The organism is Chryseobacterium sp. IHB B 17019 (assembly GCF_001456155.1).
GTDB lineage: Bacteria > Bacteroidota > Bacteroidia > Flavobacteriales > Weeksellaceae > Chryseobacterium.
The window spans coordinates 1,621,621-1,647,652 of sequence record NZ_CP013293.1 but is presented as its reverse complement, the minus strand read 5'-3'; the positions used below and the strand labels follow the sequence as shown (position 1 = coordinate 1,647,652).

32 protein-coding genes and 1 pseudogene are annotated in these 26,032 nt (G+C 30.4%); 12 read left to right on the top strand and 21 right to left on the bottom strand.

Annotation, left to right across the window (positions count from 1 at the left end):
* Window positions 1-85: 85 nt before the first annotated feature.
* The gene (locus ATE47_RS07565) at window positions 86-739 is read right to left on the bottom strand and encodes a metal-dependent transcriptional regulator (protein ID WP_062161390.1); all 654 of its coding nucleotides are present in this window, start codon (window positions 737-739) and stop codon (window positions 86-88) included.
* Window positions 740-823: 84 nt separating this feature from the next.
* Between ATE47_RS07565 and ATE47_RS07560 the strand changes: the two genes are divergently transcribed.
* Entirely contained in the window at window positions 824-1,855 is a 1,032-nt protein-coding gene (locus tag ATE47_RS07560; RefSeq protein ID WP_062161389.1) for a threonine aldolase family protein, read from the top strand.
* A 39-nt stretch (window positions 1,856-1,894) separates the two neighbouring features.
* On the opposite strand, the gene ATE47_RS07555 is transcribed toward ATE47_RS07560, so the two are convergent.
* The 6 genes from ATE47_RS07555 to ATE47_RS07530 form a co-directional block, all read right to left on the bottom strand.
* Window positions 1,895-2,398 carry a hypothetical protein gene (locus tag ATE47_RS07555; protein ID WP_062161388.1) on the bottom strand — a complete coding sequence of 168 codons (504 nt, stop codon included), beginning with the start codon at window positions 2,396-2,398 and terminating at the stop codon, window positions 1,895-1,897.
* A 229-nt stretch (window positions 2,399-2,627) separates the two neighbouring features.
* Complete coding sequence (locus ATE47_RS07550; RefSeq protein ID WP_062161387.1) at window positions 2,628-3,185, bottom strand: DUF4256 domain-containing protein; 558 nt, start codon at window positions 3,183-3,185, stop codon at window positions 2,628-2,630.
* Window positions 3,186-3,205: 20 nt separating this feature from the next.
* Entirely contained in the window at window positions 3,206-3,604 is a 399-nt protein-coding gene (locus tag ATE47_RS07545; RefSeq protein ID WP_062161386.1) for a DoxX family protein, read from the bottom strand.
* Between the two features lie 20 nt (window positions 3,605-3,624).
* Complete coding sequence (locus ATE47_RS07540) at window positions 3,625-4,203, bottom strand: YdeI/OmpD-associated family protein (RefSeq protein ID WP_062161385.1); 579 nt, start codon at window positions 4,201-4,203, stop codon at window positions 3,625-3,627.
* A 96-nt stretch (window positions 4,204-4,299) separates the two neighbouring features.
* Window positions 4,300-4,776: an SRPBCC family protein gene (locus tag ATE47_RS07535; RefSeq protein WP_062161384.1), complete on the bottom strand. Its 477-nt coding sequence runs from the start codon at window positions 4,774-4,776 to the stop codon at window positions 4,300-4,302.
* Window positions 4,777-4,780: 4 nt separating this feature from the next.
* Complete coding sequence (locus tag ATE47_RS07530) at window positions 4,781-5,104, bottom strand: ArsR/SmtB family transcription factor (RefSeq protein WP_062161383.1); 324 nt, start codon at window positions 5,102-5,104, stop codon at window positions 4,781-4,783.
* Between the two features lie 815 nt (window positions 5,105-5,919).
* On the opposite strand from ATE47_RS07530, the gene ATE47_RS07525 reads away from it, so the two are divergent.
* From ATE47_RS07525 to ATE47_RS07500, 6 genes are all read left to right on the top strand, one after another.
* Window positions 5,920-6,648 (top strand): tyrosine-type recombinase/integrase, encoded by a 729-nt coding sequence (locus tag ATE47_RS07525; protein ID WP_062161382.1) that lies wholly within the window; start codon window positions 5,920-5,922, stop codon window positions 6,646-6,648.
* Complete coding sequence (locus ATE47_RS07520; RefSeq protein WP_150114799.1) at window positions 6,638-7,531, top strand: hypothetical protein; 894 nt, start codon at window positions 6,638-6,640, stop codon at window positions 7,529-7,531. The genes ATE47_RS07525 and ATE47_RS07520 overlap by 11 nt, the downstream gene beginning before the upstream one ends.
* Before the next feature lie 5 nt (window positions 7,532-7,536).
* Window positions 7,537-8,103, top strand: coding sequence for a hypothetical protein (locus ATE47_RS07515; protein ID WP_062161380.1), 567 nt, complete (start codon window positions 7,537-7,539; stop codon window positions 8,101-8,103).
* A complete protein-coding gene (locus ATE47_RS07510) occupies window positions 8,096-10,177 on the top strand; it encodes a hypothetical protein (protein ID WP_062161379.1) in 2,082 nt (693 codons plus the stop codon). Before ATE47_RS07515 ends, ATE47_RS07510 begins: the two co-directional genes overlap by 8 nt.
* 135 nt (window positions 10,178-10,312) lie before the next feature.
* Window positions 10,313-10,558: a hypothetical protein gene (locus tag ATE47_RS07505; protein ID WP_062161378.1), complete on the top strand. Its 246-nt coding sequence runs from the start codon at window positions 10,313-10,315 to the stop codon at window positions 10,556-10,558.
* A gap of 275 nt (window positions 10,559-10,833) precedes the next feature.
* Entirely contained in the window at window positions 10,834-11,274 is a 441-nt protein-coding gene (locus ATE47_RS07500; RefSeq protein ID WP_062161377.1) for a hypothetical protein, read from the top strand.
* A gap of 81 nt (window positions 11,275-11,355) precedes the next feature.
* Here the strand turns inward: ATE47_RS07500 and ATE47_RS07495 are convergent, their stop codons facing one another.
* Window positions 11,356-12,195, bottom strand: a complete 840-nt coding sequence (locus tag ATE47_RS07495) for a hypothetical protein (RefSeq protein WP_062161376.1) — start codon at window positions 12,193-12,195, stop codon at window positions 11,356-11,358.
* A gap of 140 nt (window positions 12,196-12,335) precedes the next feature.
* On the opposite strand from ATE47_RS07495, the gene ATE47_RS07490 reads away from it, so the two are divergent.
* Complete coding sequence (locus ATE47_RS07490; RefSeq protein ID WP_062161375.1) at window positions 12,336-15,512, top strand: DEAD/DEAH box helicase; 3,177 nt, start codon at window positions 12,336-12,338, stop codon at window positions 15,510-15,512.
* Window positions 15,513-15,648: 136 nt separating this feature from the next.
* Here ATE47_RS07490 and ATE47_RS07485 read toward each other — a convergent pair whose 3' ends face one another.
* A complete protein-coding gene (locus ATE47_RS07485) occupies window positions 15,649-15,852 on the bottom strand; it encodes a cupin domain-containing protein (RefSeq protein ID WP_062161374.1) in 204 nt (67 codons plus the stop codon).
* On the opposite strand from ATE47_RS07485, the pseudogene ATE47_RS18885 reads away from it, so the two are divergent.
* Window positions 15,853-15,975, top strand: a pseudogene (locus ATE47_RS18885) (helix-turn-helix domain-containing protein); the annotation flags it as partial.
* Between the two features lie 38 nt (window positions 15,976-16,013).
* On the opposite strand, the gene ATE47_RS07480 reads toward ATE47_RS18885, so the two are convergent.
* From ATE47_RS07480 to ATE47_RS07435, 10 genes are all read right to left on the bottom strand, one after another.
* Entirely contained in the window at window positions 16,014-16,442 is a 429-nt protein-coding gene (locus ATE47_RS07480; RefSeq protein ID WP_062161373.1) for a hypothetical protein, read from the bottom strand.
* 66 nt (window positions 16,443-16,508) lie between these two features.
* On the bottom strand, window positions 16,509-16,907 hold the full coding sequence (locus ATE47_RS07475) for a surface-adhesin E family protein (RefSeq protein WP_062161372.1): 399 nt from the start codon (window positions 16,905-16,907) through the stop codon (window positions 16,509-16,511).
* Between the two features lie 1,040 nt (window positions 16,908-17,947).
* Window positions 17,948-18,493 carry a hypothetical protein gene (locus tag ATE47_RS07465; protein ID WP_062161370.1) on the bottom strand — a complete coding sequence of 182 codons (546 nt, stop codon included), beginning with the start codon at window positions 18,491-18,493 and terminating at the stop codon, window positions 17,948-17,950.
* Between the two features lie 46 nt (window positions 18,494-18,539).
* A complete protein-coding gene (locus ATE47_RS07460; RefSeq protein ID WP_062161369.1) occupies window positions 18,540-19,124 on the bottom strand; it encodes a hypothetical protein in 585 nt (194 codons plus the stop codon).
* 26 nt (window positions 19,125-19,150) lie between these two features.
* Window positions 19,151-19,525, bottom strand: coding sequence for a hypothetical protein (locus ATE47_RS07455; protein ID WP_150114798.1), 375 nt, complete (start codon window positions 19,523-19,525; stop codon window positions 19,151-19,153).
* A 50-nt stretch (window positions 19,526-19,575) separates the two neighbouring features.
* Window positions 19,576-20,199, bottom strand: coding sequence for a hypothetical protein (locus tag ATE47_RS19360; protein ID WP_228376337.1), 624 nt, complete (start codon window positions 20,197-20,199; stop codon window positions 19,576-19,578).
* 133 nt (window positions 20,200-20,332) lie between these two features.
* Window positions 20,333-20,782 (bottom strand): hypothetical protein, encoded by a 450-nt coding sequence (locus ATE47_RS07445; protein WP_062160408.1) that lies wholly within the window; start codon window positions 20,780-20,782, stop codon window positions 20,333-20,335.
* 65 nt (window positions 20,783-20,847) lie between these two features.
* Window positions 20,848-21,408, bottom strand: coding sequence for a recombinase family protein (locus ATE47_RS07440; protein ID WP_062160409.1), 561 nt, complete (start codon window positions 21,406-21,408; stop codon window positions 20,848-20,850).
* A gap of 559 nt (window positions 21,409-21,967) precedes the next feature.
* Window positions 21,968-22,090 (bottom strand): hypothetical protein, encoded by a 123-nt coding sequence (locus tag ATE47_RS19450; RefSeq protein ID WP_257721526.1) that lies wholly within the window; start codon window positions 22,088-22,090, stop codon window positions 21,968-21,970.
* On the bottom strand, window positions 22,074-22,430 hold the full coding sequence (locus tag ATE47_RS07435) for an NUDIX domain-containing protein (protein ID WP_228376336.1): 357 nt from the start codon (window positions 22,428-22,430) through the stop codon (window positions 22,074-22,076). Before ATE47_RS07435 ends, ATE47_RS19450 begins: the two co-directional genes overlap by 17 nt.
* A gap of 183 nt (window positions 22,431-22,613) precedes the next feature.
* Here ATE47_RS07435 and ATE47_RS07430 point away from each other — a divergent pair, with 183 nt between their 5' ends.
* On the top strand, window positions 22,614-23,198 hold the full coding sequence (locus ATE47_RS07430) for a YciE/YciF ferroxidase family protein (RefSeq protein WP_062161367.1): 585 nt from the start codon (window positions 22,614-22,616) through the stop codon (window positions 23,196-23,198).
* Window positions 23,199-23,274: 76 nt separating this feature from the next.
* Here ATE47_RS07430 and ATE47_RS07425 read toward each other — a convergent pair whose 3' ends face one another.
* Window positions 23,275-23,736: a PA2169 family four-helix-bundle protein gene (locus ATE47_RS07425; RefSeq protein WP_062161366.1), complete on the bottom strand. Its 462-nt coding sequence runs from the start codon at window positions 23,734-23,736 to the stop codon at window positions 23,275-23,277.
* A gap of 134 nt (window positions 23,737-23,870) precedes the next feature.
* On the opposite strand from ATE47_RS07425, the gene ATE47_RS07420 reads away from it, so the two are divergent.
* Together ATE47_RS07420 and ATE47_RS19050 are read left to right on the top strand one after the other, a co-directional pair.
* Window positions 23,871-24,671 carry a Cof-type HAD-IIB family hydrolase gene (locus tag ATE47_RS07420; RefSeq protein WP_062161365.1) on the top strand — a complete coding sequence of 267 codons (801 nt, stop codon included), beginning with the start codon at window positions 23,871-23,873 and terminating at the stop codon, window positions 24,669-24,671.
* Between the two features lie 127 nt (window positions 24,672-24,798).
* Window positions 24,799-24,969, top strand: a complete 171-nt coding sequence (locus tag ATE47_RS19050) for a lmo0937 family membrane protein (RefSeq protein WP_062161364.1) — start codon at window positions 24,799-24,801, stop codon at window positions 24,967-24,969.
* 112 nt (window positions 24,970-25,081) lie between these two features.
* Here ATE47_RS19050 and ATE47_RS07410 read toward each other — a convergent pair whose 3' ends face one another.
* The gene (locus ATE47_RS07410) at window positions 25,082-25,972 is read right to left on the bottom strand and encodes a helix-turn-helix domain-containing protein (RefSeq protein WP_062161363.1); all 891 of its coding nucleotides are present in this window, start codon (window positions 25,970-25,972) and stop codon (window positions 25,082-25,084) included.
* Window positions 25,973-26,032: the final 60 nt, after the last annotated feature.

Sequence of the window (26,032 nt, the reverse complement as noted above, 5' to 3'; positions counted from 1 at the left end):
AACTTTAAAATATTAATCCCGATACTGAAATTTCGGGATTTTTTATTTTAAACTGCTCGGTGATTGAGGTCTCAAAACCATCATTTTATTTTTTTACCAATATTTTATCAGTAGCCTTTCTGCTCAGAATTTCCTGTTTTCCATCTACTTCAACGGTCATTGATTTATCGAAATTTTCAACTTTGGAAATTTTAATTTTTTTATTTAAAAGCAGATTTCTTTCCGTTAAATAATTAAGAAAAGCATCATCGGAAAGCGTTACAGAAGCGAAAATTACTGTTTCACCAGCTTCACAGTTACTCAATTTTTGTAAATCCTGGGCGATAATATTTCCGTCTTTATCGGGAATTGGCTCACCATGTGGATCAAATTTTGGATAACTGAGAATTTCATCCATTTTTTCAAAGAAAATAGTAGAGTGAACGTGTTCCAGCTGCTCAGCAATCTCATGGACATTTTCCCACCCGAAGTTCATTTTTTTTACTAAAAACATTTCGGTAAGGCGGTGTTTCCTTACGACTAAAGCTGCTTCTCTTCTGCCTTTTTCTGTGACAATCAAAGGCTTGTAGGTTTCGTAAATTACCCAGCCTTTCTCTGCAAATTTTTTCATCATATTATTTACACTCGGCATTTTTACGGATAAAAATTTGCTAAGCTCGTTTATCGTCACTTTACTTTCATTGTCAACCAAGTGAAATAAAGCCTTCAGATAGTTCTCTTCTGTTAGTGTTGTTTTCAAATGTTAGATGATTTTCATTACAAATCTAACAAAATATTATTAATTATTTACGCTTGTTAAATGAACTTTTTTTAATTTTACTTTATGAAATTTTCATTTAAAAACGACTATTCGGAAGGTTGTCATCCTGCTATTTTACAATCACTTTTACAGCATAATCTTGATCAGCAGACGGGCTACGGCGAAGATGAGTATTCTTTACAGGCGAAAGAATTAATCAGGAAAAAAATCAACAGTCAAAATTCTGAAATCTATTTTGTTTCGGGAGGAACGCAAGCTAATTTAATTGTAATTTCCTCTGTTTTAAAACCTTATCAATGCGCAATTTCTGCGTCTACAGGACATATTTTAAATAATGAAACCGGTGCCATCGAAGCAACAGGACACAAAATATTGAGTATTGAAAAGGAGGATGGAAAGCTGACTCCTGCAGATATTATTCCTGTTTTGGAAAGCCACGGAAATATTCCGCATCAGGTAATGCCGAAGATGGTTTATATCTCGAATTCTACGGAGTTGGGAACGATTTATACGCTAAAAGAATTAAAAGAATTATCAGATTTTTGTAAGGAAAAACATCTTTATTTGTTCATGGATGGAGCGAGAATGGGGCATGCTTTAACTTCTGAAATCAATGACCTGACATTAGAAAATGTTGCAGCACTGACTGATATTTTTTACCTGGGCGGAACCAAAAACGGAGCTTTAATAGGAGAAGCAATTGTCATTAATAATCAGGATCTTCAACAGGATTTTGCTTTTAATATTAAGCAAAAAGGCGCGTTGCTGGCAAAGGGAAGACTGCTCGGAATCCAGTTTTTGGAACTGATGAAAAATGATTTGTATTTCGATCTGGCGAGCCATGCCAATCAGCAGGCCATGAAAATCAAACATGCTATGGAAGAAAGGGGAGTGCGGTTCCTTTCAGAGACATATACCAATCAGATTTTTCCAATTTTAAGTAATGATTTAATTCAAAAATTATCTGAAAAGTTTGAATTTTATGTTTGGAAGAAAATTGATGAAAATTTTTCCGCCATTCGTCTCATTACTTCCTGGAGTACCGGTGATGAGCCAGTAAACGATTTTATTGAAATTATTAAGAGAGAATTATAAAAAAATTGGTGGCTTTTTACAACCACCAATTTTAATTTGTTATTTTAAAGCCTTTGTAACAACATTACAATCAGCAGCTTTAAGGTTTCTACCGCCCTGATATTTTATCTTACTGTCATTGGCGTATTTGGTTCCTGTTTCAGCATCTCTTTCCCCGATTCCTTCAGTCAGGCCATCTTTGGTCTGGAGGAAATAGATATCATTTTTGTTCCCGGTTTTTCCTTCGGCCGCGAATTCGTAAGTCAGTTTAAGCGTATCCCCTGATTTTATCCCGGATAAATCCCCTTTATTACTGTCTTTTGCACTGTTTTTTGTAGCCATTTTTCCGGTAATAGTTCCCAGATTATCATCAATAGTTACAAAAACGGTGTCTTTCCCTGTCACTCCCATGTAGCAAAGAGATTTTGTACCCAGTGTATCCGCAGTCGTTGTTGTGGCAACAGTAGTATCCGGTGTAGATGTCTCAGCAACAGGTGCTTCCGTTTTTTTATTGCAATTCAGCAAGAAAACTGACAATGAACTTAATAAGATTAATTTTTTCATATTCCTTGTTATTAAATTAAATTTTATTATGCTAAAATAGCAATACTATTTTTATCAAAAACATTTAATGGAAATAAAAATAACATTTGATTTTAAAGAATGCATGGTATAAACATTTAATGAAGCCCGGATTTATAAATAAATTTTTATAATGTAAGTAAATCAGTTGATATTTTAAATTATAAGAGTCATGAAAATTCACAACTCATAACGCAGAATTTATAACTCATTACACTTTCAGGCAACCTCTGAAACCTCGGGCTGCATAATAAGAATCTGCACCATTATGATACATAAAAACCGTGTTGTAGCGGCGATCACAGAAGATTGCGCCGCCATGTTCCCTAATATTGGCCGGTGTTTTTACCCAACTTGAAGTTTTAAGATCAAATTTTCCTAATTCCTGAAGTTTGCGGTATTGTTCTTCCGTTAAAAGTTCAATACCCATTTCAGACGCTTTATCAATAACGTTACTTTCCGGTTTGTTGGCTTTTCTGGCCTCCCAAGCCTGGTAATCGTAGCAAAGACTTCTGCGTTTCGGGCTTTCCGGAGAGCAGTCGAAAAAGATATATTCATCCGTTTTTTTATCGTATTCAACCACATCAGGTTCGCCTTCAGTTTTCTCCATTTCGTTTAATGACCATAGTTTTTCTGGATTATTTTCCAGTTTTGCCTGAATTTTTTCCCAATTTAATTCTTTATGACGGCTCATATTTTTTTCAAAACGGCTTTTTAAAACTTTTAAAAGCTCTTCTTTTTGTTCTGCTGTAAGGTTCTTTTTGCTCATATTAATTTTTTATAAGTGATTTAATTTTTAAGAAAAATTTTTCTATCCGTTGGTCTAAAATACCAGGAAATAATTACTAAAACAAGCAGTAAGACCGCCGGAAAAGTTCTTCCGAAAGAATCGCCGACAATCATATGCGAAATGACTGCCCCCGACATTACGAAGAAAAAGCCGGCATACGCCCATTCTTTTAATAACGGTGATTTGGGAATTAAAACAACAATTACACCCAGTATTTTCAGGACTCCTAGGATGGTCATCAGATAAGGAGGGTAGCCGAGGTTTGTAAAATTGGCTAGCTCGTCTTTGTGTTTCATCAATTGTACAATTGCTGTGGAAATCATTCCCAAGGACATCCACAGTGTGAAAATCCAATAGATAATCTTAATTCTTTTTTCTGATTTGTTTTGTGTTTCCATTTTTTTATTTGTTTAAATTTTTAATCATTTAATCCTTTACCGTTAAGAATTTCCGGAATATATTTTTCAATTCTTGCTTCTCTTGTTTTGGATTGTTTTGCGGAAGAAAAGTAGAGTAGGTAAGCACGTTGTCTTCCTTGTGTTAAGCCTTCGAAAGCTTCTTTCAACAAAAGATTCTCGTCTAGTCTTTTTTGAAATTCTTCAGGCATTTCAAATTCTTTCGTTTTCTTCATCGGAACTTTTATGCCTGATTTTTCTACTTCAAGAGCTTCATACATATAAGTTTTGATAACTTTTTCCAAATCAACAATTTCTTTTAAACTGGTAAAACGGATTTGTCTCGCTGCCTGCACATTTTCAGTCTGTTGAATTAAGATATTATCAGTATCATTCAGCAAAGCACCTTTGAAGAACAGTATTGCACAATATTCTTTAAAACCGTGAATTAAGAAAATATTTTTCTCCTGGTAAGTATAACATGGGCAGCCCCATTTCAATTCTTCTTCAAGTCCCGTATCTAGAGCGATTGCCCTTAATTTTTCAAATTCTTTCTGCCATTGCTTGGCTTTATCAAAGAAAAAATCAACTTTTGGGTTCATGATGTTTAAATTTTAGATAAAAGATAAAAGATAAAAGATAAAAGATAAAAGATAAAAGATAAAAGATAAAAGATAATTTTACTAAACTTCTAACTTCTAACTTCTAGCTTCCAACTTCTTAACCGTTTCTTCCAGTCGGTTGTGGGCCATATTGATGCCTTGTGCAAAGGGTAATCTTAAATGTTGATCCCTGAAATCTACTGATTTATAAATGGCTTGAATTGTAATTTTGCTGGTTTCATCCGACAGTTTTTCAAATTCTAAAAATTCAATCTGAACAGGAAACGGAGTATTTTCCATCTGGAAAGTCCTGGTAATTTTTTCATTCGGGACGAACTCATGAATTGCTCCGTTAGCTCTGAAAACGACATCACCCTGAGGATTTGAAGTTTCAAACTGATAGCTGCCGTGTTGTTTATTTTCCATTTTCAACACCTTTGTTCCCATCCATTGTTCAACAATTTCTGGTTCAGTGTAGGCTCTGAAAAGCAGATCCAAAGGCAGATCAAACTCCCTGGTAATAAGGATTTCCTGTTTTCCGTCTTCGGCGTGAATTTTTGTTTTAAGTTCCATATATTTATTTTTTTGTCTGATATTTTTTCATGATGTCTTCCAATTTGTTGAATCTATCATCCCACATTTTGCGGAACGGTTCTATAAAATCAGCAATTTCTTTCATTTTACTTGGATTTAGATGGTAGATGATTTCCCGGCCGTTTTGTTCCGGTTTTAATAATTCACATTCCGTAAGGATCTGTAGATGCTTTGAAACTGTTGGCCTTGCGGTATCAAAATTTGAAGCAATGGCGCCCGCTGTCATAGATTGCGTTGCAACAAGCATTAAAATAGATCTTCTGGTAGGATCGGCAATTGCTTGGAATACATCTCGTCTCAAATTCATTGTGTAGTTATTTGACTACAAATTTATATGAAGTTATTTAACTACGCAATATTTTGTATAAAAAATTTTAAAATATTTTGATTTAAATGAAATTGCAGTTCAATAAATCTATTTATATTATTGAGATAATTATCACAAAATCAAAATAATACAGCAATAACCTTTGACTTTTACTTTATTTATATGGTAGATTATCATCTGGCGGGCGTGTGGAAGATTTTTTATTATTTAAAGACAGAATATAGAATTCTGAAGTATTTAAACAACAAAATACTGGATTTTAAAAAGTCCTATAATTTATATTATGTTAAATGAAATGTAGTGTTTATTTTGTTCATATTCATAAGGTATTTAAATTTAATAAATATTTATTAAATTTAATATATTGAAAAACAGAGTAATTAATATCGGAACTAAGTCATTAGTAATACTTTTAAATGAAGATGGCTCTCCGGTCTTTTTACCTAATTTATATATTATTTCTTCTAAAATTAATCTTTCTGAAAAGAGACTTTCGTATATCTGTACTGTCATAAGACGAGCAATAAATTTCTTTAATGAGGAAAACTTAAATTTAGAAGAAATGTTAATCAATGGAGATTATGATTGTTTGTTAAAAAAAATATCAAAATTCTATACTGATTATCTACAGGTATATAACTTAAGTAAATGAGGCTTATAATAATCATGTTTCACTTTTAAAAGAATATTTTATATGGGCACTTAAGAGATATTTATCAAGAAGCTTAAATTATTTTGATAATAAAGAATTTTATATTATTTATTATAATAAAATTGAGAGTACTTTTTCTTTTTTGGAAAGAAATAAAAAGCATAAAAATTTAGGATTTAAAAATATTGAAGACAATTATATAGTTGATCTTTTAAATTTTTTAGAAAATAAAAGTAAATTAGATTGTACTAAATTTAAAGATTACTTAATTATAAGATTATTATTAGAAACGGGTATTAGAATTGGTGAGTTACTTAATTTAAAGACAACTGATATAATTTTTGGAAAAAAAAATTCTTATATTAAAATTTTACAAGGCACTACTCTATTAGATACAAGGTTTGATAAGCCACGGATAAAAAATTCACAAAGTAATCGAATTTTATATATTTCAGATGAATTATCACATTTACTGCATTACTACATAATTACATTTAGAAGAAATGTATATAAAACTAAGAGTAAAAAAATAATTCACTCTTTTGTTTTTATAAGTAAGTTCGGGTATCCCCTATCAAAAAGTTCAATTCAATATTTATTTAATAAAATAAACAATGAATTAATGAATTATGAATTAGATATAGAGAAGTTAACACCACATAAGCTAAGACATACATTTGCTTATAATTTTTTAAAATATCTAGTTGAAGAAAAAAATATTGAACTAGAAAGAGCGAAAGATGAGCTAAAACAAATTTGCGGCTGGAAACCATCATCCCGAATGCCTGAACTATATGCTGGTAAATATATTTGGGAAATAGCAAATAGTCATAACATTAATAGAATAAATGATTATTATAATGGGAAATAATAAAATTATTGCTTCATCTCAAAATCAATTACCAGAAGTAACAAACTATGAATTTAATACCTGTAAAGATATATTTATTAACAATACACCTGCAGATATTGATAAAAAATGCTATTGTCGTGATGACTTGTGGAGGTGGCCTTTGCAGGGACGAATCTATAAGCTTGATTGGAGGAAGTTCTATTTTTCTAATGAATTGAAAGAATTACTGAAAGGTTATATTTTTTATAGATTACAAAATAAGTCTCCTTACACGGTTGTAAGTATGGATATTTACTTTATACGTTACTTAAGCAAATGTTCGGAATTACGGAATTTTCCATGGTCAAAAGAATTGTTAATTTATCATTTAGGTCTTTGTGAAGATATACTTTGTTCTTTAAAATTATTTTATAAATGGTGTCTTGTACAGAATATAAAAAACTTTACCAAAGAAACTTTTGAAATAATTTGTGATTTTAAAGCTTCAAAAAAAATACCATATCAAAATATTTTTCTAAGGCAAAATTATATTGAGGATTCTAAAATTAAAATAATAATTAATAAGTTAAATCAGCCTGTTGATTTAACTAAAGCATTTGATTTACAAATTCGAATACTTATGAGACTTTGTTTTGAACTTGCTCCTAGACCGTCACAAATTTATGTTCTTAATAACGAAGATTTGAAAATTTTTAAAAATGAAAATATATATTATTCTATTACTTTAACAATGACAAAGAAAATATCATTAAAAAAGTATGATAAAAGAACAAGGGCAGTTAGTTCTAAACTAGGATTTGAAATTAGTAAATTGATTTCTATGAATAAAGAATTAGGTAGCACTTCTAATGCACTATTCATTAATTTAAAACAAAAAAGAGGTATTCTTCAAATAAAATAGGTTCATTGATTATTCAAGGTTTAAAAGATATAGAGTTAATTTCAACAGCACTTAGACATAATCTTGCACAGTCATTAGCAGATCAAGGTGCATCGGCTGAAATTATTGCCGATATAATGGGGCATAACTCTACTGTTCCTGCAAGAGCATACATTGCCGCTATCCCCAAAATTGCTGAAATAAAAACGAGAGCTTTAGGGAAAAATAATAATTATATTGATATAATGAAAATGTTCACCACGGGGAAGATTATCAATAAATCTGATATTGAAAAAGAAAAATGGGTCAAAGGCATTGCTGGTATGCAATATATTGGTGAAATAGGTGGATGTACATTGGATAAGATTTGCCCCAAAAATCCAGTTTATTCTTGTTATACATGTGATAAATTTAATCCTTTTAAAGATGGTGAACATAAGAAAGTATTAAAAGGATTACAAGAAAATATCCAAAAATTTATTGATATAGGAACTAGTTCTGGGGATGTAAAATATAACCGTACAATTGGGCAGCTTGAAGACACAATTATTGCTGTCAAAAAGATTATTAACTACATAAAAGATTATGAATAATATAAATGTATGTTATGAAAACTTAGTAAATTTTGTAGAGAAAGAAAAAGTATTCTTTAATAGTCTCCCAATTAGTGATAGTTGGGATGCTATGCAATGGAATACCAAAGAATGGCTGTTTCACAAAGGAAGTGATCATCACATTAATTTTAATCTTTATAAGTTTAAAACCAGAGTTTTAGATTCTCAAATGCCGAAAGAATTTGGTGATTTTACAAAAGCTTTGGCAATCTATCTATATAGATCAAAAAAAGTCGGATTTATGGCAATAAGAAACTATGTGATTGCATGTAGACAATTATCTGTTGTTTTGAAGAATAGAAATGAGGTTTCCCCTGTACAGCTAACAAAATGGCATTTCGATCAAGTTATTGATGATTTAAAGGAAAATAAATTTAAAAAAATATATGAAGCAGCGGCTAATTTGAAAGTAGTAGCTGACTTATTAGACAAATTAGATATAACTCCCCTAGCAATAAATTATATTAATTGTGAGGAAAATAATCATTATTATCATGATTATAAAAGTTTATCAGAATTAAACTCTGAAGATGATAGAATAGGTAAAGAAAAACTTCCTTCTTATGAAGCAATGGTTGCTTATGCAATTTGTACTAATAAACCAATTAATAATGATGAAAAAATTCTTCTTAGAACAATTGACCTTCTAATTGCAATGGGACAAAGAGCAAATGAGGTAACATATATTCCATATGATTGTTGGGTTGAAATAGAAAAAAAAGATGAGAATGGGAAAATAATATTAGATGCTAAAAAGAAACCAATTAAAGATGTAGGCATAAGATATTATGCTGAGAAGAAATTTGAATCACGAGTTCACTGGCTTGCAGAGCAGGATGTCCAATTTGCATATCGAGCAGTCAATGATTTAAAAGTGCTTACAGAAGAAGTACGAAAAGTTGCAAAGTTTCAAGAGCAATATAATCGAATGTGGAAATATGACAAGGATGAAATTATTTCAGATGTTAGATTATTGCAATATTTAGGATTTCAAAATACGTATAATCTTAGTTTATACTTAAAAAGGAATAATATTCCAATACATTCTATTGATAAAAAGATTAAGCACCCCATTAATAATTCTGGAAAAAGAATATGCCAGCATTATTATTTAGCAGGTGATATTGAAAATTTATTTTTCAAAAAATATGAAAGCAACATCATATTGAAAGATAATAATAAAGTAATTCTTAGAGTTGGAGATTTACTTTCTATAAAATTTGAAGGTGCATTTAGGTTTAAGAGAAAAGCAAACACATTTCGAGTTGTTCCTTGTAAGTTGACATTAGAAGATATAAATGCGGCATTAGGGAGTGGTTCTAAAACAGAATCAATTTTTGAAAGACGTGGTTTAAAAGAAGCAGATGGGAGTAAAATAAAAATTACAAGCCACCAGCCAAGACATTGGAGAAATACTTTGTATGAATTAGCAGGAATGTCAAATATCAACCAAGCTTTGGCATTAGGAAGGCAGTTAATTGATCAAAATACAGTATATAAACATTTAACAGTTAAAGAGACAACACAAGTACATAAAGACTTTATTACGTTTAATTCAGTTGCAGAGAAAATTAATTTTCTCCGTACAGGTATTAGAGATAAAACAATTATTGGAGATTTAACAGATACTTATCATAAACTAAAACAAAGTCAAGGTTTGGTAATAGCTGAGGAATTTATTAGTACCCATACAAATGCATTACATATTACTCCTTTTGGTGCATGCTCTAATGATTTTAGCCTAAGTCCATGTCCAAAACATTTGCAGTGTTGGAATGGTTGTAATAATCTAAATTTGACCGGATCTAAGCATGAAATTGATAATCTAAATAAGCTAATTGATAGTACTGAAAAAGCTTTAGAGCAAATGAAAAATCAAGGTGAAGGAGACTTTGGATCTGATATCTGGATTTTAGATATCGAAAAAAAATTGTCAAATATGAAATTTGTTCAGCAGTTAGCAACTAAGGGTGTAAAGCATCAATTATTTCCTAATGGAATTGATTTTTCGAATACGAATAAAAAAACGGATTTAATTAATGGAAAAAAATAAGAAGTTAAGAGGAGAAGAAATTGATATTCATCTTAAGAAAATTTTAAATGAAATGCTAAATGATGGATTTGCTCTCTCTCTATTTCACGCTCAGTTATTTTAAAAAAACTTGGACTAAAAAGTCGTAGTACATTGTTGTTAAATAATAGAGCCGAATTAATTGATAATGCCAGAATAACGCAGCTGAAAAATATAGGGTTAGATTCTACAGGTAAAAGAAAAAGGAAAAATTTACAGGAACAGCTTGATTATTATAAGGAAAAACTTGAAGAATCTGAAAAAGAGAAAGAAGTTTTAATTCTAAAAATGGCTGCAATAATTTATAACCTAAATGCCAAGGGGTTAGATGTTGAAGAGATAATGATACCATTGAGAATTTAATATAATTGTCTCTCCTATTCAATTTATATAAACCGAAATCTTTTTATATCTTTGTTTTTAAGAAATTAATATCAAGCGTAAGCCATCGTATTGGTGTAAGAAAACCGCTAATTTTCATAACAATCCAAATTCGATAGACTTACGCCCGTGCCTTATATCGGCGTGGGCTAAGTCTTTCTGGATTGTGGGTTCTTAGCGGTACCTCTTACACAGACTGTGCTTAGTGCCACGCTTTTTATTTAATATATATTTATTTAATATTAAATAAATTTACTATGGATGTACCCCAGTTTTTAGATTATGAAAAAAAGTTATACCAAGGCATAATTGAACGAATTGATATTTTAATAAACTTGTATAACTATGAAAATAGTTTGCAAAATGATCATCATCTTTTTCCTCAGAACAATTATCTAGATCAGATACTTTTTATAATAAACAAGGAGAATAGATTTCTTCATAATAAAGAAATATCTCAACTTTTTTTAAAGTATAATAAGGAGCACAATGATATTGTAGGACTACAAGGAAAGATCTCTATTATACTTAATAAAAAGAAAAAAACAATATCTAATTTAGTAAGTTACAAATATTCTAAAGCATATAAAGACACTGTTTGGGGTAAAAAAGAATGGTTGGATGAAAATAATAAACCTAAAGAAAAGCATATGTATAAAGAGAGGAAGAAAGATGATTTTTTAAAATCCAAATTTTAAAAATATTTCAAGGTTAAAAAAAAGTATTGATATTGCTTAAAGCCTCTTTTTTTAATTCTCATCAGATAAATATATATAAAGCTATCTCCTTAGGAGTTCATCAATTTCTGAACTATAATGAGAATACTCTAATTCCTCATTTAAATAAAATTTTCCAAAATTTAAATATGTCATTTGGTCCTCAATTTTAAAATCATAGAAAGACTTGGGGTAAAACTCCTCGTTATTCAACATAATTACATTTTCTAAAGACATTTCAAAATTATTTTTTTTATTAAATGAATTATTATTGCAATAAAACCATTCAATTCTTAATGATCCTTTGATAATACAGCCACAAAATAAAAGATTATTATCTTTTATTAAATATATTGTTGAACCAAAAGCATCATTTGACTTATATTTTCCTCCTTTTAAAGTTTTTAATTGATTAGTGAAAGCTTTTGTAACGGGATTAAAATAAATTTTCAGATAAAAATTATCAATATTCGTAGATCCCACTATAAATGCACTTAATTTAGATAAATCTATTTTTTCTGTAGTATTTCCTGTAATAATTTTACAGCCTGCATGTTTAGCAAAATATCTATATAGATCAACTTTTTTCTCTTTCCATTTTACACCAAATATTTTTTCATAATCAATTTGGCCATTAGATTCGATAGATGAATTAATAGTCTCGAAATTTTCAAAAAACTCTGTGTAAGCATCATCTGCACCCCTAGTTTTATTATTATTACAATCAATGCAAATTACCTTTGGAAATTTGATTATTTTATCCTTTTCAGAATGGAATGAATGCAGACTACCATTATAATAAATGGCATCGAATTTCTTTCCAAAATTTCTTCTTATATCTGAAGCTTTAAATTTATGCTCTTCAGAATTGGCTTCGTTTTGATTGCAAATCCAACAAATCATATTTTTAAATGTTATTAAGAATCATAATATAATAAAAAATAAATTAATATTAATTAAGTCTTAATTACGGTTTCCCTTTTTATCAAAGATTTATAATTTATATATTTAAAATTCACATATTTGTAGAAAGCTAATACATTATGAATCAATTGAGTTTCGATTATATCGCTGTGGAAAAAATTAAACTTGATGGCCCATTCTTTTTCATAGACAAAAAAGTTGAGAATGGACATATCTTTCAAATAGCATATAACAAAAAAAATAGTGTTTTTTCAGCAATATATCAACAAGGATCTACTTATCATATTTCAAGTGATGACTACATATTTGAGAGTGAACTTGAAAAAATACCAGAAGGTTTTAAAGTAAAAGGTTGTGTGAAAAATATAAACCAGAATGGGAAAAGTTTTTTTGAGGATTTTAAAATTAATGGTTCGGGGTTAGATAACCAAACATTAAGACCTGCTCAATCTGGAGCAGTATACAATCTTATGGGACATTGGTCTTTATCCAATGAGGCTGCTACTGTTGTTTTACCTACTGGAACAGGGAAAACTGAAACTATGTTAGTAGCAACATTAGCTGATAGAGCAAGAAAAACATTGGTAATTGTTCCATCTATAGAGCTTAAAAATCAAATTGCAGATAAATTTTCTACTTGGGGTATGCTTAGAGAACTTGGTGTTATCAGTGAAAGTACACCTAATCCAGTTGTTTTTATTTTAGACAAAATTTTGACGAATGAATCATGCATTAACGATATTGAAATAGCTGATGTTATAGTTTCAACTCCTTCATTAATTGCAAGAGCAAATAAAAAGATAAAAGATGGTTTAAAAGAGTTTTTTTCCCATGTATATTTTGACGAAGCACACCATATTAAAGCGGATGAGTGGGATCATATTAAAAATTTATTCAAACAATCTAAAATTGTACAATTTACAGCAACTCCTTACCGCAATGATAAAAAACCAATTGAAGGTGAAGTTGTTTATAATTATCCTTTATCTAAAGCATTAGCAGATGGCTGTTTTTCTAAGATATCATTGGTGTCAATAGATGAGAGAAATCCTAGTAAAAAAGATGAAGTCATTGCAAGGGCTGCTATGGATAGACTTATTGAAGATCGAAATCGAGGTTGGGTGCGTCATAGAATGATGGTTCGGACAGAGACTGCCCCTCGTGCAGAACTGCTTTTCACAAAATACAAGGAGTGGTTTCCAAATGAAAGAATAGTAATGGTTCATTCAAGAACTAAAGGTAGGGGTAAAATTGTAGAAGAAATAAAGAGAGGTAGTTATGATATTATAATTTGTGTAGATATGCTTAAAGAAGGGTTTGATTATCCTGAATTTAAAATTGCAGCTGTACATGATTTACATAAGTCTATGTCTGTACTCCTACAGTTTATTGGAAGATTTACCCGAACGCAAAAAGATTTAGGGGATGCGTCATTTATTGTTAATTATGCAGAAGAATCAATGTCTACGGAATTAGAAAATTTGTTTCAAGAAGGAGCTGGTTGGGAAATGGTAATTAGTGAAATTGCAGATGCAAGAAAAGCAGAAGCTGAATCATTATTAACATTTTTACAAGGATGTAAACCATACGGTGGTTTTGATTCTCCTGAAATAGAGTTAAATCCTAAATTAGTTTATCCTGCTTTAAGTTGTGTTTGTTATGAATGTGAACAAGTCGATTGGAGTAAATTCAAAGATTCTTTTAATCTGGATAGGTATGCTATTACGCAACCGTATTTTAATCAGAAAGAAAATGTTTTTTATTTTACAACACAAAAAAGGGAAAAAGTAAAATGGGCTAGAACTGATAAAATGCGTGATCAAACATGGAATCTTATTGTTATGCATTATGATTTAACTACAAAATTATTGTATATCGGATACTCGGAAAAGCGATTAGATGTAAATAGTTTAGTTGAGAATTTATCAAGTAATATACCTAATATGTTGAACGGAGATTGTGTCTTTCGTTCTTTTGATTCAATAAAACGATTAAGTATAATACATGCAGGTATATTTAAGCCAGCAAATCACCTTCACCGATATTCAAGACTTAGTGGGGCTGATGTTACAACGGAATTAACTAGATGGAAAGAGGGAAAACGCTGTCAAAAATCTGATTTTGTTGGTGTAGGATATCGGGATGGTTTCCCTGTGAGTGTAGGAGCTTCTGTTAAAGGGAAAATATGGAGTCCAGCTCGAGTAGGCGATTTGAAAGGGTGGAAAGCGTGGTGTTTAGAGGTTGGAAAATTAATAACTGATGAAACCATTGATTCCAATCAATTATTAGAAGATTCTGCTGAAAAAATTCAATTGGATAAATATCCTGAAGGGCTCATTGTTCTAGCTACAGATTGGGCTGAAGAATTATATAGTAGAATTCATAAATTAACTATTAGCCTTTCAAGTTATAAATCTATTATGCTTTCAGAGTGTACACTAAAAAATATTTTAATACAAGATAATAAGGCTGATTTTGAATTAAATTTACCTGAGAAGATAATTAATTTTTCCATTGTGTTAGGTGGTGAACACGGCCATTCTGTAATAGCGCTGGTTGATATTGATATTATGATTGATGGACTTAAAAGTGAACCTATATCTTTGAAAAAATTCTTTGAAGAGAATCCTCCTACTTTATTTTTAATGGATGGTTGTACTATTTCTGGTTGTATACAAACAGATTATGGATCCACTGAGTTAGTTCAGATTCCCAAAAATCAAATTGAAGCTTTTATCTGGGATAATGTAGATTATACTATTGAATCACTATATAAAAAAGGGGAAAAAAGGGAAAAATCTGTTCAAGAATATATGATGAAATATCTTGTAGAGAAAGGAGCTAAGATTGTTTTTAATGATGATAACGCTGGAGAATCTGCAGATATAGTTGCTATATTTCAAGCCAATGAGTTAATTAAATTTGAACTTGTTCACTGTAAATATTCCAAGGGAAAAAGTGGACTAAGGCTTGAAGATTTATATGAAGTCTGTGGACAAGCAATAGTTTCTCTTAGATATAAATGGAAGCCAGAAGAATTATTAAAGCATCTTGAACGAAGAAATGGAAATGGAATTTTAAAAGGTCTTAGATTTTACCATGGGAATGAAACTGACTTAGATGGAATTAAAAAAGGCTTAAAATATTCCAACGTAGAGTTTGAATTTACTATTGCGCAGCCTGGAGTAAAAGCTAATAACTTGACTAAAGATATGGAAGGTTTTTTGGCTTCAATATATTCAACAGTAATTGAAATGACGGAAACAAAGTTAAAATGTTATTTTAACCAGAATTAAAGAATTTTTAAAGCTATTACTTTTCACTTTCAATCATTTTCCATAATAAAAGAAAAATTAATTATTTATAATATTCTTCTTCTGTTAGTGGTTGTAGCCATATTGCCGAACCATTCTTATTATCAGTAACTGCAACCTAAACGAAATAAGAATCCTTACTTGCACCGTGCCAATGCTCAACATGTGGTGGACATTTTATAACGTCACCCTTGTGTAAGATCTTTTTCGGCTGCCCTTTTTCCTGATAATATCCTACACCACCAGTTACTAGGATAATCTGTCCACCGGGATGGAGATGCCATTTGGTTCTCGCTCCGGGTTCAAAAGTTACATTACCCACAATGTGGATAAATCTATTGCACAGATTTCTTACGAGTTAGGATTCAAATATCCACAGCATTTTATTCGATTATTCAAGCAGAGGACTGGCGTTACACCTAATGAATTTCGGAATTTAAATTAAAGTTTAATTAAGCGTTTTTTAGATTTTGTATTGACTTATTAATTGTCTATTTGAATTTGATAAGTTTTTCCATCTTCACCATCAACACTTGCGCTCCCATCATCGCTAATATTTGCATAAGAAATGTGGTCATCATCTAAGTATCCATCATTAGGAAAGTTAATTTGAATGACTTGGCAGTCCTGAACATCAACATCAAGCGTATATGTTGCAGAATAACCTGTTTCAGAATTATTATAATCAACAGTTTCAGAATAAGTTCCATCATCAAATTTGCAGTCAGCAAAATTATCAATATCTTCACTATCACTACTTCCTAAATCTTCATCATTTTCTTCATCGGGAGTACTTGTAAAAGAAATATTTGAGTTATTATTTCCTTGAACATTTTCAGCCTTTGGCGAACAAGAAAAAATTATATTTATTAAAATTAGAAGAAGAAGAGCTAGATTTATGGTCCATTTCATATTACGCTTATTTAAATATCTTGATATTGTTTTATGAAATTTTATTTTGTAAGGATTTACTACTTTTTAATCAATTTTTCTACAAGCTATAGACATAATTTTTTCTGCAATAGAATTGGGAATGATGTAGCTTTCTTCAAAAGGACCGTTAGAAGATTGTCTAACGTTGCCTTTTAAATCATAAACAACCAATGTTTGTGTTTTGCTAGTTTTATTTTGGCAATCCATAGTCCATTTTGTAAGAACACGATCTGAAGGTCTATAATATTTCTGTCCCTTAAAATTTTCCTTTTTATCAAATTTTTGTATTTTAACCCAGACAGAAAGTCTTCTATAATTATCTTCTTTAATAATATCTTTTATAAAGTAATTGTCTTCAGAATTTGTTGTTGCTACATATTCCCATTCATCCTGTGCAAAAGTAATTCCTGGAAAAAGTAAGAGGAGAAATAAAAGTTTTTTCATCGTTTTATGAGATTGCAAATGCAGTATTATTTATCTTTTAATTTTGAAAAATAATGCTTTGCTATATTAACACTTCCAGAGATTACTAGACCTCTGATAAATGACCAGAACAATATTTCGTTTAATTTACTTGCCGCGTAATTAGTATCATCATAGAAGTTAATTTCCATTAGAAATATAATTACCGTCATTATAAGCGCACCTAATAAAATTTTTTCTATTCTTCGTGAGTCCATATTATAAGTTTATTTGCTATTTCTGAGCTAATGTATCGTTTTTTGAGAGTATTAGAATTAAATATATGTATATTTTTTTACATGTTGTGAACTGATAAATATTACATATTGTCCAAATATCAATCAAAATAATTTTATGAAGATTAACATTTATTAATCATTTAAGCTCGGTTTTGGTTATATTCTGTCAGCGATAGTTTTTACACAGATTGTTTCGTATTATGTGTCAAATTGGCATTAAATTTTTCCATTTCATATCTCCTAAGCTGACATAAAACTATATTAATTGATTGGATTGAAATTTGCCTTTATATGTTTATGTGTGGGACACTCCATCGATAGGCTTAATAACTTCAGTGTTATAACTAGGCTTTAATGCCCTTTAAAAGGCTAAGCTTTGACCCTTTCGTCATTTCCAGGTCAACCTAGATGTCCAAGAACCTCTCATAGGTGTTGGTCTAATCGAACACACCAGAGAAATGTCAAAAAAACATAGAAAAGCTCAAAAAGCCCAGAGCTTATTCTCTACAATTGTAGAAAGTTGTATAAGGCTTGCAGTCTTAATTAAGTTGGTCTTGGCAATCCTTAATTAGCAGAAAGGGGCGAGTGTCGCCTCTTTTTTATTTCAATATTTGCTAATCTACCACTATCAATCGTTTTTTGAGATCCGTTATATTTGTGAGTAGTAATTTTTGGTAAAGTATTGTGACTTTAATATGGGAATTGGAGACAATACGAAATTCCATTCGAATACTACCATTGAACTTTGCACTTCCCACACACTTTGAAATCCTTAGTTTCATACTAATTTTCTAAAACAATTCCCTTTTTATTTAGATCTATTAAACTGGTTATTGTTCTTTCTAAATTATTTTCAAATATTGTTACTTCTAAACATTCCTCTCCCCTAATATTCCAGATGTACAGTCTGTTATCCATAAGTTTTATTTTTTTCCAATGACATGATGTTGTCAGTATTTCTTCAATCTTCAGATTATTAGTGTTAAAGAAAAAAATCCTGTCAGAGTGTTTATCATGATATTTGACAATAAGATAATTTTTATAAAAGAATATATTGCTGCATCCCAAAGAAGATTGTCCCATTGTGTTTAATGGAATTTCCCAAGTAATTAATATTTTAGGATTTAATTTTAAAAACACTAAATCAAGACCAGCAGAGTTGCATTGCCACCACGCAATTTTATTTTCCTCATATGCAATGTCCTTAATTGAAACAGAATTTTCTGCCCCAAAGTTGTCAATCCAAATCAGTATGTCATCTTTAAGGTCAACATTTTTGTCATATGGTAAGTCAACATAAATTGATTTAAGAATTTTTTTTGCCTCCATTTTTTATTAAAATTATTATTTTCAATAATATCGTTTTTTGAGATTATTATTTGTCTATTTCGTCAAATCCAATTGCTAATCCTTCTGAAAAATATATCCTAACACCGACCTCTTTATATACAAAACATTTTACTGGATTTCCATCAAACAAAGAATCTTTAACCTCATTAGGAAAACCTAAAGTATCAAAAAGAAATTGTTGATCTAAAATTTTTTTTAGAATAAATCGTTTGAGATCTGCTTTTACACCCCAATGATGCTCATTAAAAATATTTTTACCGAAATAATAAACATAACTAGAGTTATCCTCATTGACCTTGCTTATTAGCTCTTGGATTTTATCAGACGAAAATGATTGATTATTTAAAGTTAATATGAAAAGAGGTTTCATTGTAAAGGATTTAAAGCTTATATCTACTTTATCTTCCGGTAAATATGCATTCCAAATTCTTCCTGATTTCTCGAATTTTTTATTTATTTCTCCAACTGTAAGATTTTTAAGACTTCCAACATTGCATTTTTCACCTGTTGGAAGATAGCATCCAAACTCAACATTTTCATTAGTTTTTTTCTTTTGAGCTATAAGAGAAAAATATGTGCATAGAATTGAAAGTAAAAGTATCTTTTTCATTTGAAAATCTTTTTTTGAGATTATTATTAAAATTCTTCAAATGTAGAACGCTCTTCAGGAATTGGTTTTCCAATTATTTCGATTTCAAAGGATTCTAAATTGATTTTATAATTGACAACTATAAAATCGTCATTCTCTGAATCCAAATCTCTACAACCATTAAAAAATTTTATAGTGTAATCAATATGTAATTCATTAGGATTTTCAGTTATATCAATATCGTTAATAGAATCAGCTACCCATCTTTCTTTTTGATATCTACTTAAAAAAGTAACTAGATCTTCCGAATATTGTAGCTCTTTTTTTAATTCTGAGTATTTTGATTCATCATTTTCCTCCCAAAGATAAATTACATCGTTAGATAAATCGATATTTACAGCTTCGTGATTTTGCTCATTCATGGTTTTTTCATCGTTTTTTAGTTTAATCCTTCGTCTTACTTTTTGAAAATTCAACCTCCTATACCCTTGGTTATATCGTATGTAATAATGGCTACAGTCGGAAACTTTTGATACTCTACAAATAATAATTCTGCATAATTATTAATAGATTTTATTCCTTTTTCATAATGATAGTGAAGTGTAAAATCATTTGGATTGTCTTCATCCATTTTACTTAATAATGATTTTTCCACCTCATTCTCTGGAATAAGTTCTATTATAGCTTTGCTTGTGTTTAATATTTGACAATTAATAGGGACAACCATTCTCTCCTTAGCATTGTTAGACCATTGAACTTGCCATACTCGACCATCAATTTGGTCAATTAGTATAAAATTATACATGTTAGTCGTTGGATAAAGAAAAAACCTACCATTTTTTTCATCTTCCTCAGAAACAAGGTATACTAAAGATAAAGAAGTTTCTAATTGATTGCTTTTTGTGTCCCACTGAACTTGCCACACTTGACCGTTCCTTGTATCTAATTTAATAAATGTGTACATATTTCGTGTAGAAAAAAGCCTATACACTACATTGTTATCAGGAGAAATATTTTGAGCAGGTGCTTCAGACGTAGTTTGAGCATATAAAATGTGTGCTATCAAAATAAAGATAAAGGTTATTAATTTTTTCATCAGATTTAATCGTTTTTTGATATTATTTATAGGTTATTTATTTTAATTTGCTGATGGTTGTTTCATTAACTCCAAAGCTTTCAATGCATTTACGTATATATCATGGACAGCAAAACTATCCAAAATAAATCTATCATTTTGGAAATAAAAATCCTAATATTTCAAGCTTATCAATATCTGAAGTACGTTTATAGTGATTATGTACGATTGCATTTCTAATTTTCCCCAAATCTCCAAATAGGTTATTTTTTAGGTCAGTTTTATTTGTATAACCTAAGCATTTAGCAAATATTGTCCGGTAATTATCTTCCCATAAATTATAAATCATTACTATTGTATTACCCGCCATTATCATTTGATAAAATCCGTGCTCTTTTGCTTCCTCCATATCTAGCTCAGAAAACTTTATCTCAATATTACATTCCTGATCTACAATTTTAAAATTCTCAATATTGTTTTTCTTTTTGTAATCATTAAAAACACTTCTCAAATTATACAATCCGAAATGAGAAAAGCGATAAGCTTTATAGATGTTATGGACTTCAGTTTTAAAGATTTCTATTTCGTTATTAAAGACATTCATATTAAATTTTTACAGATATGCTCAAAGATATATTCTTACTGCGCAATCTATTAGCGTATATTATACTAACTTTTAACTATTTTATAAAAAGTTGCTTTACTTCCAATATTAAAAGCATTCATAATTTCCTCAATTGGAACATTCTTACTTTCATAGGAGCTCTTTACTAAAGGTGCAATCTTTTTATATTTTTCGGTCATTCCTTTTGGTCTGCCTCCCTTTTTACCTCTGGCCCTCGCAGACTTCAATCCAGCATTTGTTCTTTCAATCAAAACATTTCTTTCATGCTCTGCCAAAACACAGAAAATCTGGAAAATTAATTTGCCACTTGCCGAACTTGTATCAATGTTTTCCGAAATAGATTTAAAATGTATTCCTTTTTCATTCAGTTCTGTCACAAACTGGATTAGTCCAACTGTAGTCCTACCGATCCTGTCTAATCTCCACACGGTTAAAGTATCCCCTTTTCGTACGAAATTTAATAAATCGTTAAGCTGCGGCTTTTCTGATTTAACACCACTAACTTTGTCAATAAAAATTTTTTCAATTCCTAAACTCTTTAAAGCATCAGTTTGTAAATCAAGATTTTGCTCAAACTTGCTTACTCTTGCATATCCAATTAACATAAGTACATTTTACTCATTTATTTCAAAAATAGTGTAATTTGTTTTTGTGTACAACGAAAATGTACTGAAAAGGAAATAAAAAAGAGTTGTCAAGTAGTTTTCAAAGAAAGTACATGAAACCGACCAAATTCTAATACTTTTTATTTATATGAAATAGTTATATTATTTTAGATTTTTTTATCTATTTAAACTTAATAGCATATTTTAGGTGATTATTTTTACAGAATTTTTTTTGACAAATATGAACATCAAACATGAACAGAAATAAAATTTGTTAAATAGGAAAATGTTTAGAAATGATTACTATTTCTAGTTTTTCTTTTAATCATTATATTAATATGAACAAATTACACAGTGTATTAGTTAAATTGTAAATTTTTCAGGTTTATTAAAAATATCCTTTCAACTAAATTTGTTATTAGAAACATCTTTAAGTCAATTTTAGTTTCGAACTTCCAAATATTGATCAAACTCTATTAGAAATTTAAACTGGGATTAATTTAATTTCAAGAAATTAATTCCATACAAACATTAAAACCTTTAGAAATTTAAACCGAAATTATTTTTGTTCCAACAATTCTTCCAATTCTATAATAAAACTTACCTGTGCTGGATTTATTCGATTTTTTGCTTCATCAGAATCAAACCATTCCCATTCGTCTACTTCAGGTATTTCGATCATTTTGTCGGATTTTGGTGGCCAGTTTATCTTTATGGTATTGCTGGTAAGTCCAACAAAGGTCTAGACTTCCTTCTACAGCCCATGCATAAACGGTTTTTCCTCCTTTTTGCTTTACAGGATTAAGCTCAATAAATTCTCCGGTTATTGCTTTTCCGGTTTCTTCCTTAAATTCGATGAGTGCTCTTTCCAATAAATTTTCATTAGGTAAAGGCTCTCCTTTTGGTATTGACCATGTCCCGGAATGCTTGTTTTTCCAGAACGGTCCGCCCGGATGAACCAAAAAATAGAAAATAGTATTTTTTTCTCTTTTAAACAATAAAATACCGGCACTTGTTTTCATACTCCTTTATCTATATTGATATAAAATTATTAAAACAATTTCTCTATTCATACAAACTGGTAAACAATTATTACAATTATTTTAATGATACCACATTTATGCATAAAAAATTATTTTCATAAAAGATGGTCTCATAGTTGCAGATTAATTCACAATCAAAATAATCACTAAAATATATTTATTATGGAAACTAAAACAGCAACCAAAAAAACGACCGCAAAAACAACAACAACTTCTAAAACTGCATCCAAAACTGCATCGAAAACCCCGGCTAAAAAAGGTGCTGCCAAAGAATTGAAAGATCTTTTTGAAGATTCCTTAAAAGATATCTATTGGGCTGAAAAGGCATTGGTAAAAGCTTTGCCGGCCATGATGAAAAATGCTACCGATGAAAAACTGAAGGCCGGTATTGAAAAACACATTGCAGAAACAAAGACCCATGTTGAAAGACTGGAAGCGTGTTTTAGTGCGTTAGGTAAAAAAGCCCAGGCAAAAAAATGTGATGCCATGCAGGGATTGTTGGATGAAGGTAAAAGCATTATGGAGGAAACAGAACCCGGCGCAGTGCGAGATGCAGGGATTATAGCTGCCGCACAAAAAGTGGAGCATTATGAAATTGCAACTTACGGAACACTGGCTGCTTTTGCAAAAGTTTTAAAAGAAGATGAATGTGTAAAACACCTTCTTCAAACGCTTGCCGAAGAGAAAAAATGTGATGAGCTTCTTACAAAAGTAGCTGATACAAATCTTAACAGCAAAGCAATGTAATTATTACTGTTAGAATCAAATAGAAAGAGATCCGTACTGGATCTCTTTTTTATTTTACAGTTAATTTAGAAAAAATTTACTCTCTATCCTTATATTCACTGATTCCTTTAAATTGATTATAAGAATCTTTAATATTTTTTAAATGTTCAGAAACTATTGGTAAGCTCTTTTCGGTCAGTTTTCCGCTGTCTATAGCATTTTGATAGGCTTCTATCGCTGCTTTTTCCCCAAAAACCACATTTCCGAGTGTAGATTCTTCCGCATTTCCTATCGTAAAAGAGTTTTTTATATCAATCCATGTTCTGTGAAGGGCTCCTGCAACCGATGGCGAATCCTCAGCCTCTCCTCCATCTTCATTGATAAGGTTAATGAGTTCATTTTTCATGACTTTTGATAAGGAAACCATTTTGGCATATTCAGGTTTTACATCGGGATAATTTTCCCAGATTTTTTCTTCCACCTTTGAAAATCCTTCAATTCTGTCATTGGTGATGTGTAGCAGATCGTTTAATACTGATACTTCTTGTTCGTTTTTCATGATAAAATATTTATGGTGTGCAAAAAACTGTACAAGAATTATACCTACTTTTTTAAATAAAATTTAACAATGCTTAAACCATTAACCAAAATATTAAAATTGTATTTTTGTAAAATAATTTATTCAAAAATTAAATGATGGATATTCAAAATTCTTCTAAAATAAAAGCTGTATTTTTCGATATTGACGGAACGTTAATCAGCTTTAAAACCAATAAAATCCCCAATTCTACACAAAAAGCAATTGAAAGTCTTCGCCGGAACGGAATTAAAGTTATTGTTGCGACAGGGCGTTCTATCAATACCCTAGCCCACATTTCGCATATAGAATTTGATGGTTTTATCACATTTAATGGCGGATATTGTGCTACAACAACAGGTGAAATTTTATCCAAAAAAATAATTGATCCGAATGATATTCAGAATTTAATTAATTATGCTGAGAATACACCTTTAAGTTATTCGCTGATGTATGAAGATAAGGTTGAAATTAATGATGCAACTCCCGAAGTTGTAGGAATGTATGCACACGTAAACCTTCCCGTTCCCCCAATTCATGATAAAGAAAATATTGATATTCATAATGTGCTTCAGGCTAATATTTTTCTCGGTCCCGATGCAGAACAGGAATTTATGCAAACTGTAATGCCCAACAGCACGGCTTCGAGATGGACGCCTCTTTTTGCAGACGTGAACCCGGGAGGTATCAGTAAAAAAGTGGGTGTTGAGGCTTTTTGCGGTTATTTTGGAATTGATATTTCCGAAACGATGTCTTTTGGAGATGGTGGAAATGATATTTCTATGTTAAAATTTACAAAAATCGGAGTGGCTATGGGAAATGCCAATGAGAATGTAAAAGAAATTGCAGATTATATTACGGAAGAAGTTGATAATCACGGAATTGAAAGGGCTTTGATTCATTTTGGTCTTCTATAATTTTTATGAACTGCAACTGAATTTTTTACTAAAAAATATGTTTATAACAATAATTTTAAAATTGTTTTAGCTAAAAAGGCACAATATGTGTATTATGTTACTCAAATAACATTAAAATTTTTTAGTCATGAGAAGTATATTATGGTTAGTCGCAGTCATTTGTATCGTCGTTTGGCTTTTAGGAATGTTAGGAATTGTTCCGGGAATGGACACTGGTTACCTAGTCCACGTATTACTGGTAATTGCCATTATTGTAATTCTTTATAATATTATTACAGGTAGAAGACCATTAGATTAATGTTAAAAAACTGAAAAATAAAAACTGGAAATGGGAAGACATAAATTCTTAATTTCCAGTTTTTTTTGTCTCAAAATTCTATAAAACTTATAGTTAAGCTAAAATTTTAAACTTAATTTAAATCTGATTTTCTGAATTCCATCGGCTTCATTCCTGTTTGCTTTTTGAATAGACGTGTGAAATAAGAAGCGTTCTCAAATCCCAGTTCATAAGCTATTTCTGCCACGCCTTTCTCTCCAATTTTCAATAGATTTTTCGCTTCGGAAATTAAAAAAATATGAATCAGCTCAATGGCGGTCTTTCCGGATTCCTGTTTCAATAGATCACTTAAGTAACGAGGTGAAATTGCCAGCTTATCAGCAATATAGCTTACATTTGGAAGTCCCTTTTTTTCAAGGAAACCTTCGGTAATGTATTTTTTTAATACATCATTAAATTTCGATGTAGTTTTTCCTGTTACCTGTGCCCGGTCTATAAACTGTCTTTTGTAGAAACGCTGGGAATACTTTAAAATTGATGAAACATGGCTCAGAATAATTTCACGGCTGTATTCATCAGGATTATTGAAGTATTCATTGTAGATTTTTTCATGAAGCTCCCGAATAATCTGCTCTTCTTTTGGCGACAAATGAATCGCTTCTGTCACTTCATAATCAAAAAAGCCGTACTGATCTATAGTTTTGAAAAGTTCATGGCCGTTTAGATAATCAGGATCTATCATCAGCATAAAACCATTTTCTTCTACTTCAAGATCTCTCATTTCAATGACTTGTCGTGGTTTGGTGAAAAACATACATCCATTGTCATGATCATAAGGCATTCTTCCGTACATGAAAATCCCGGATTTTATCTTTTTAAAAGCAATAATATAAGAATCAGTAGTAAATTCCTGATTTCCCAACGTACATTCGGAAAGACAGCCAACCATACTGAAAAGAGGATGCTGAGGCGCTTCCCAGAAATTTCCTGCATGAAGTTCGGTAATGGTTTTATAATGTTTCATGAGAATTTTTAAATTTAATTTAAAGCTTAAAATTAGTTGATATAATTTACTTTAAGTTCA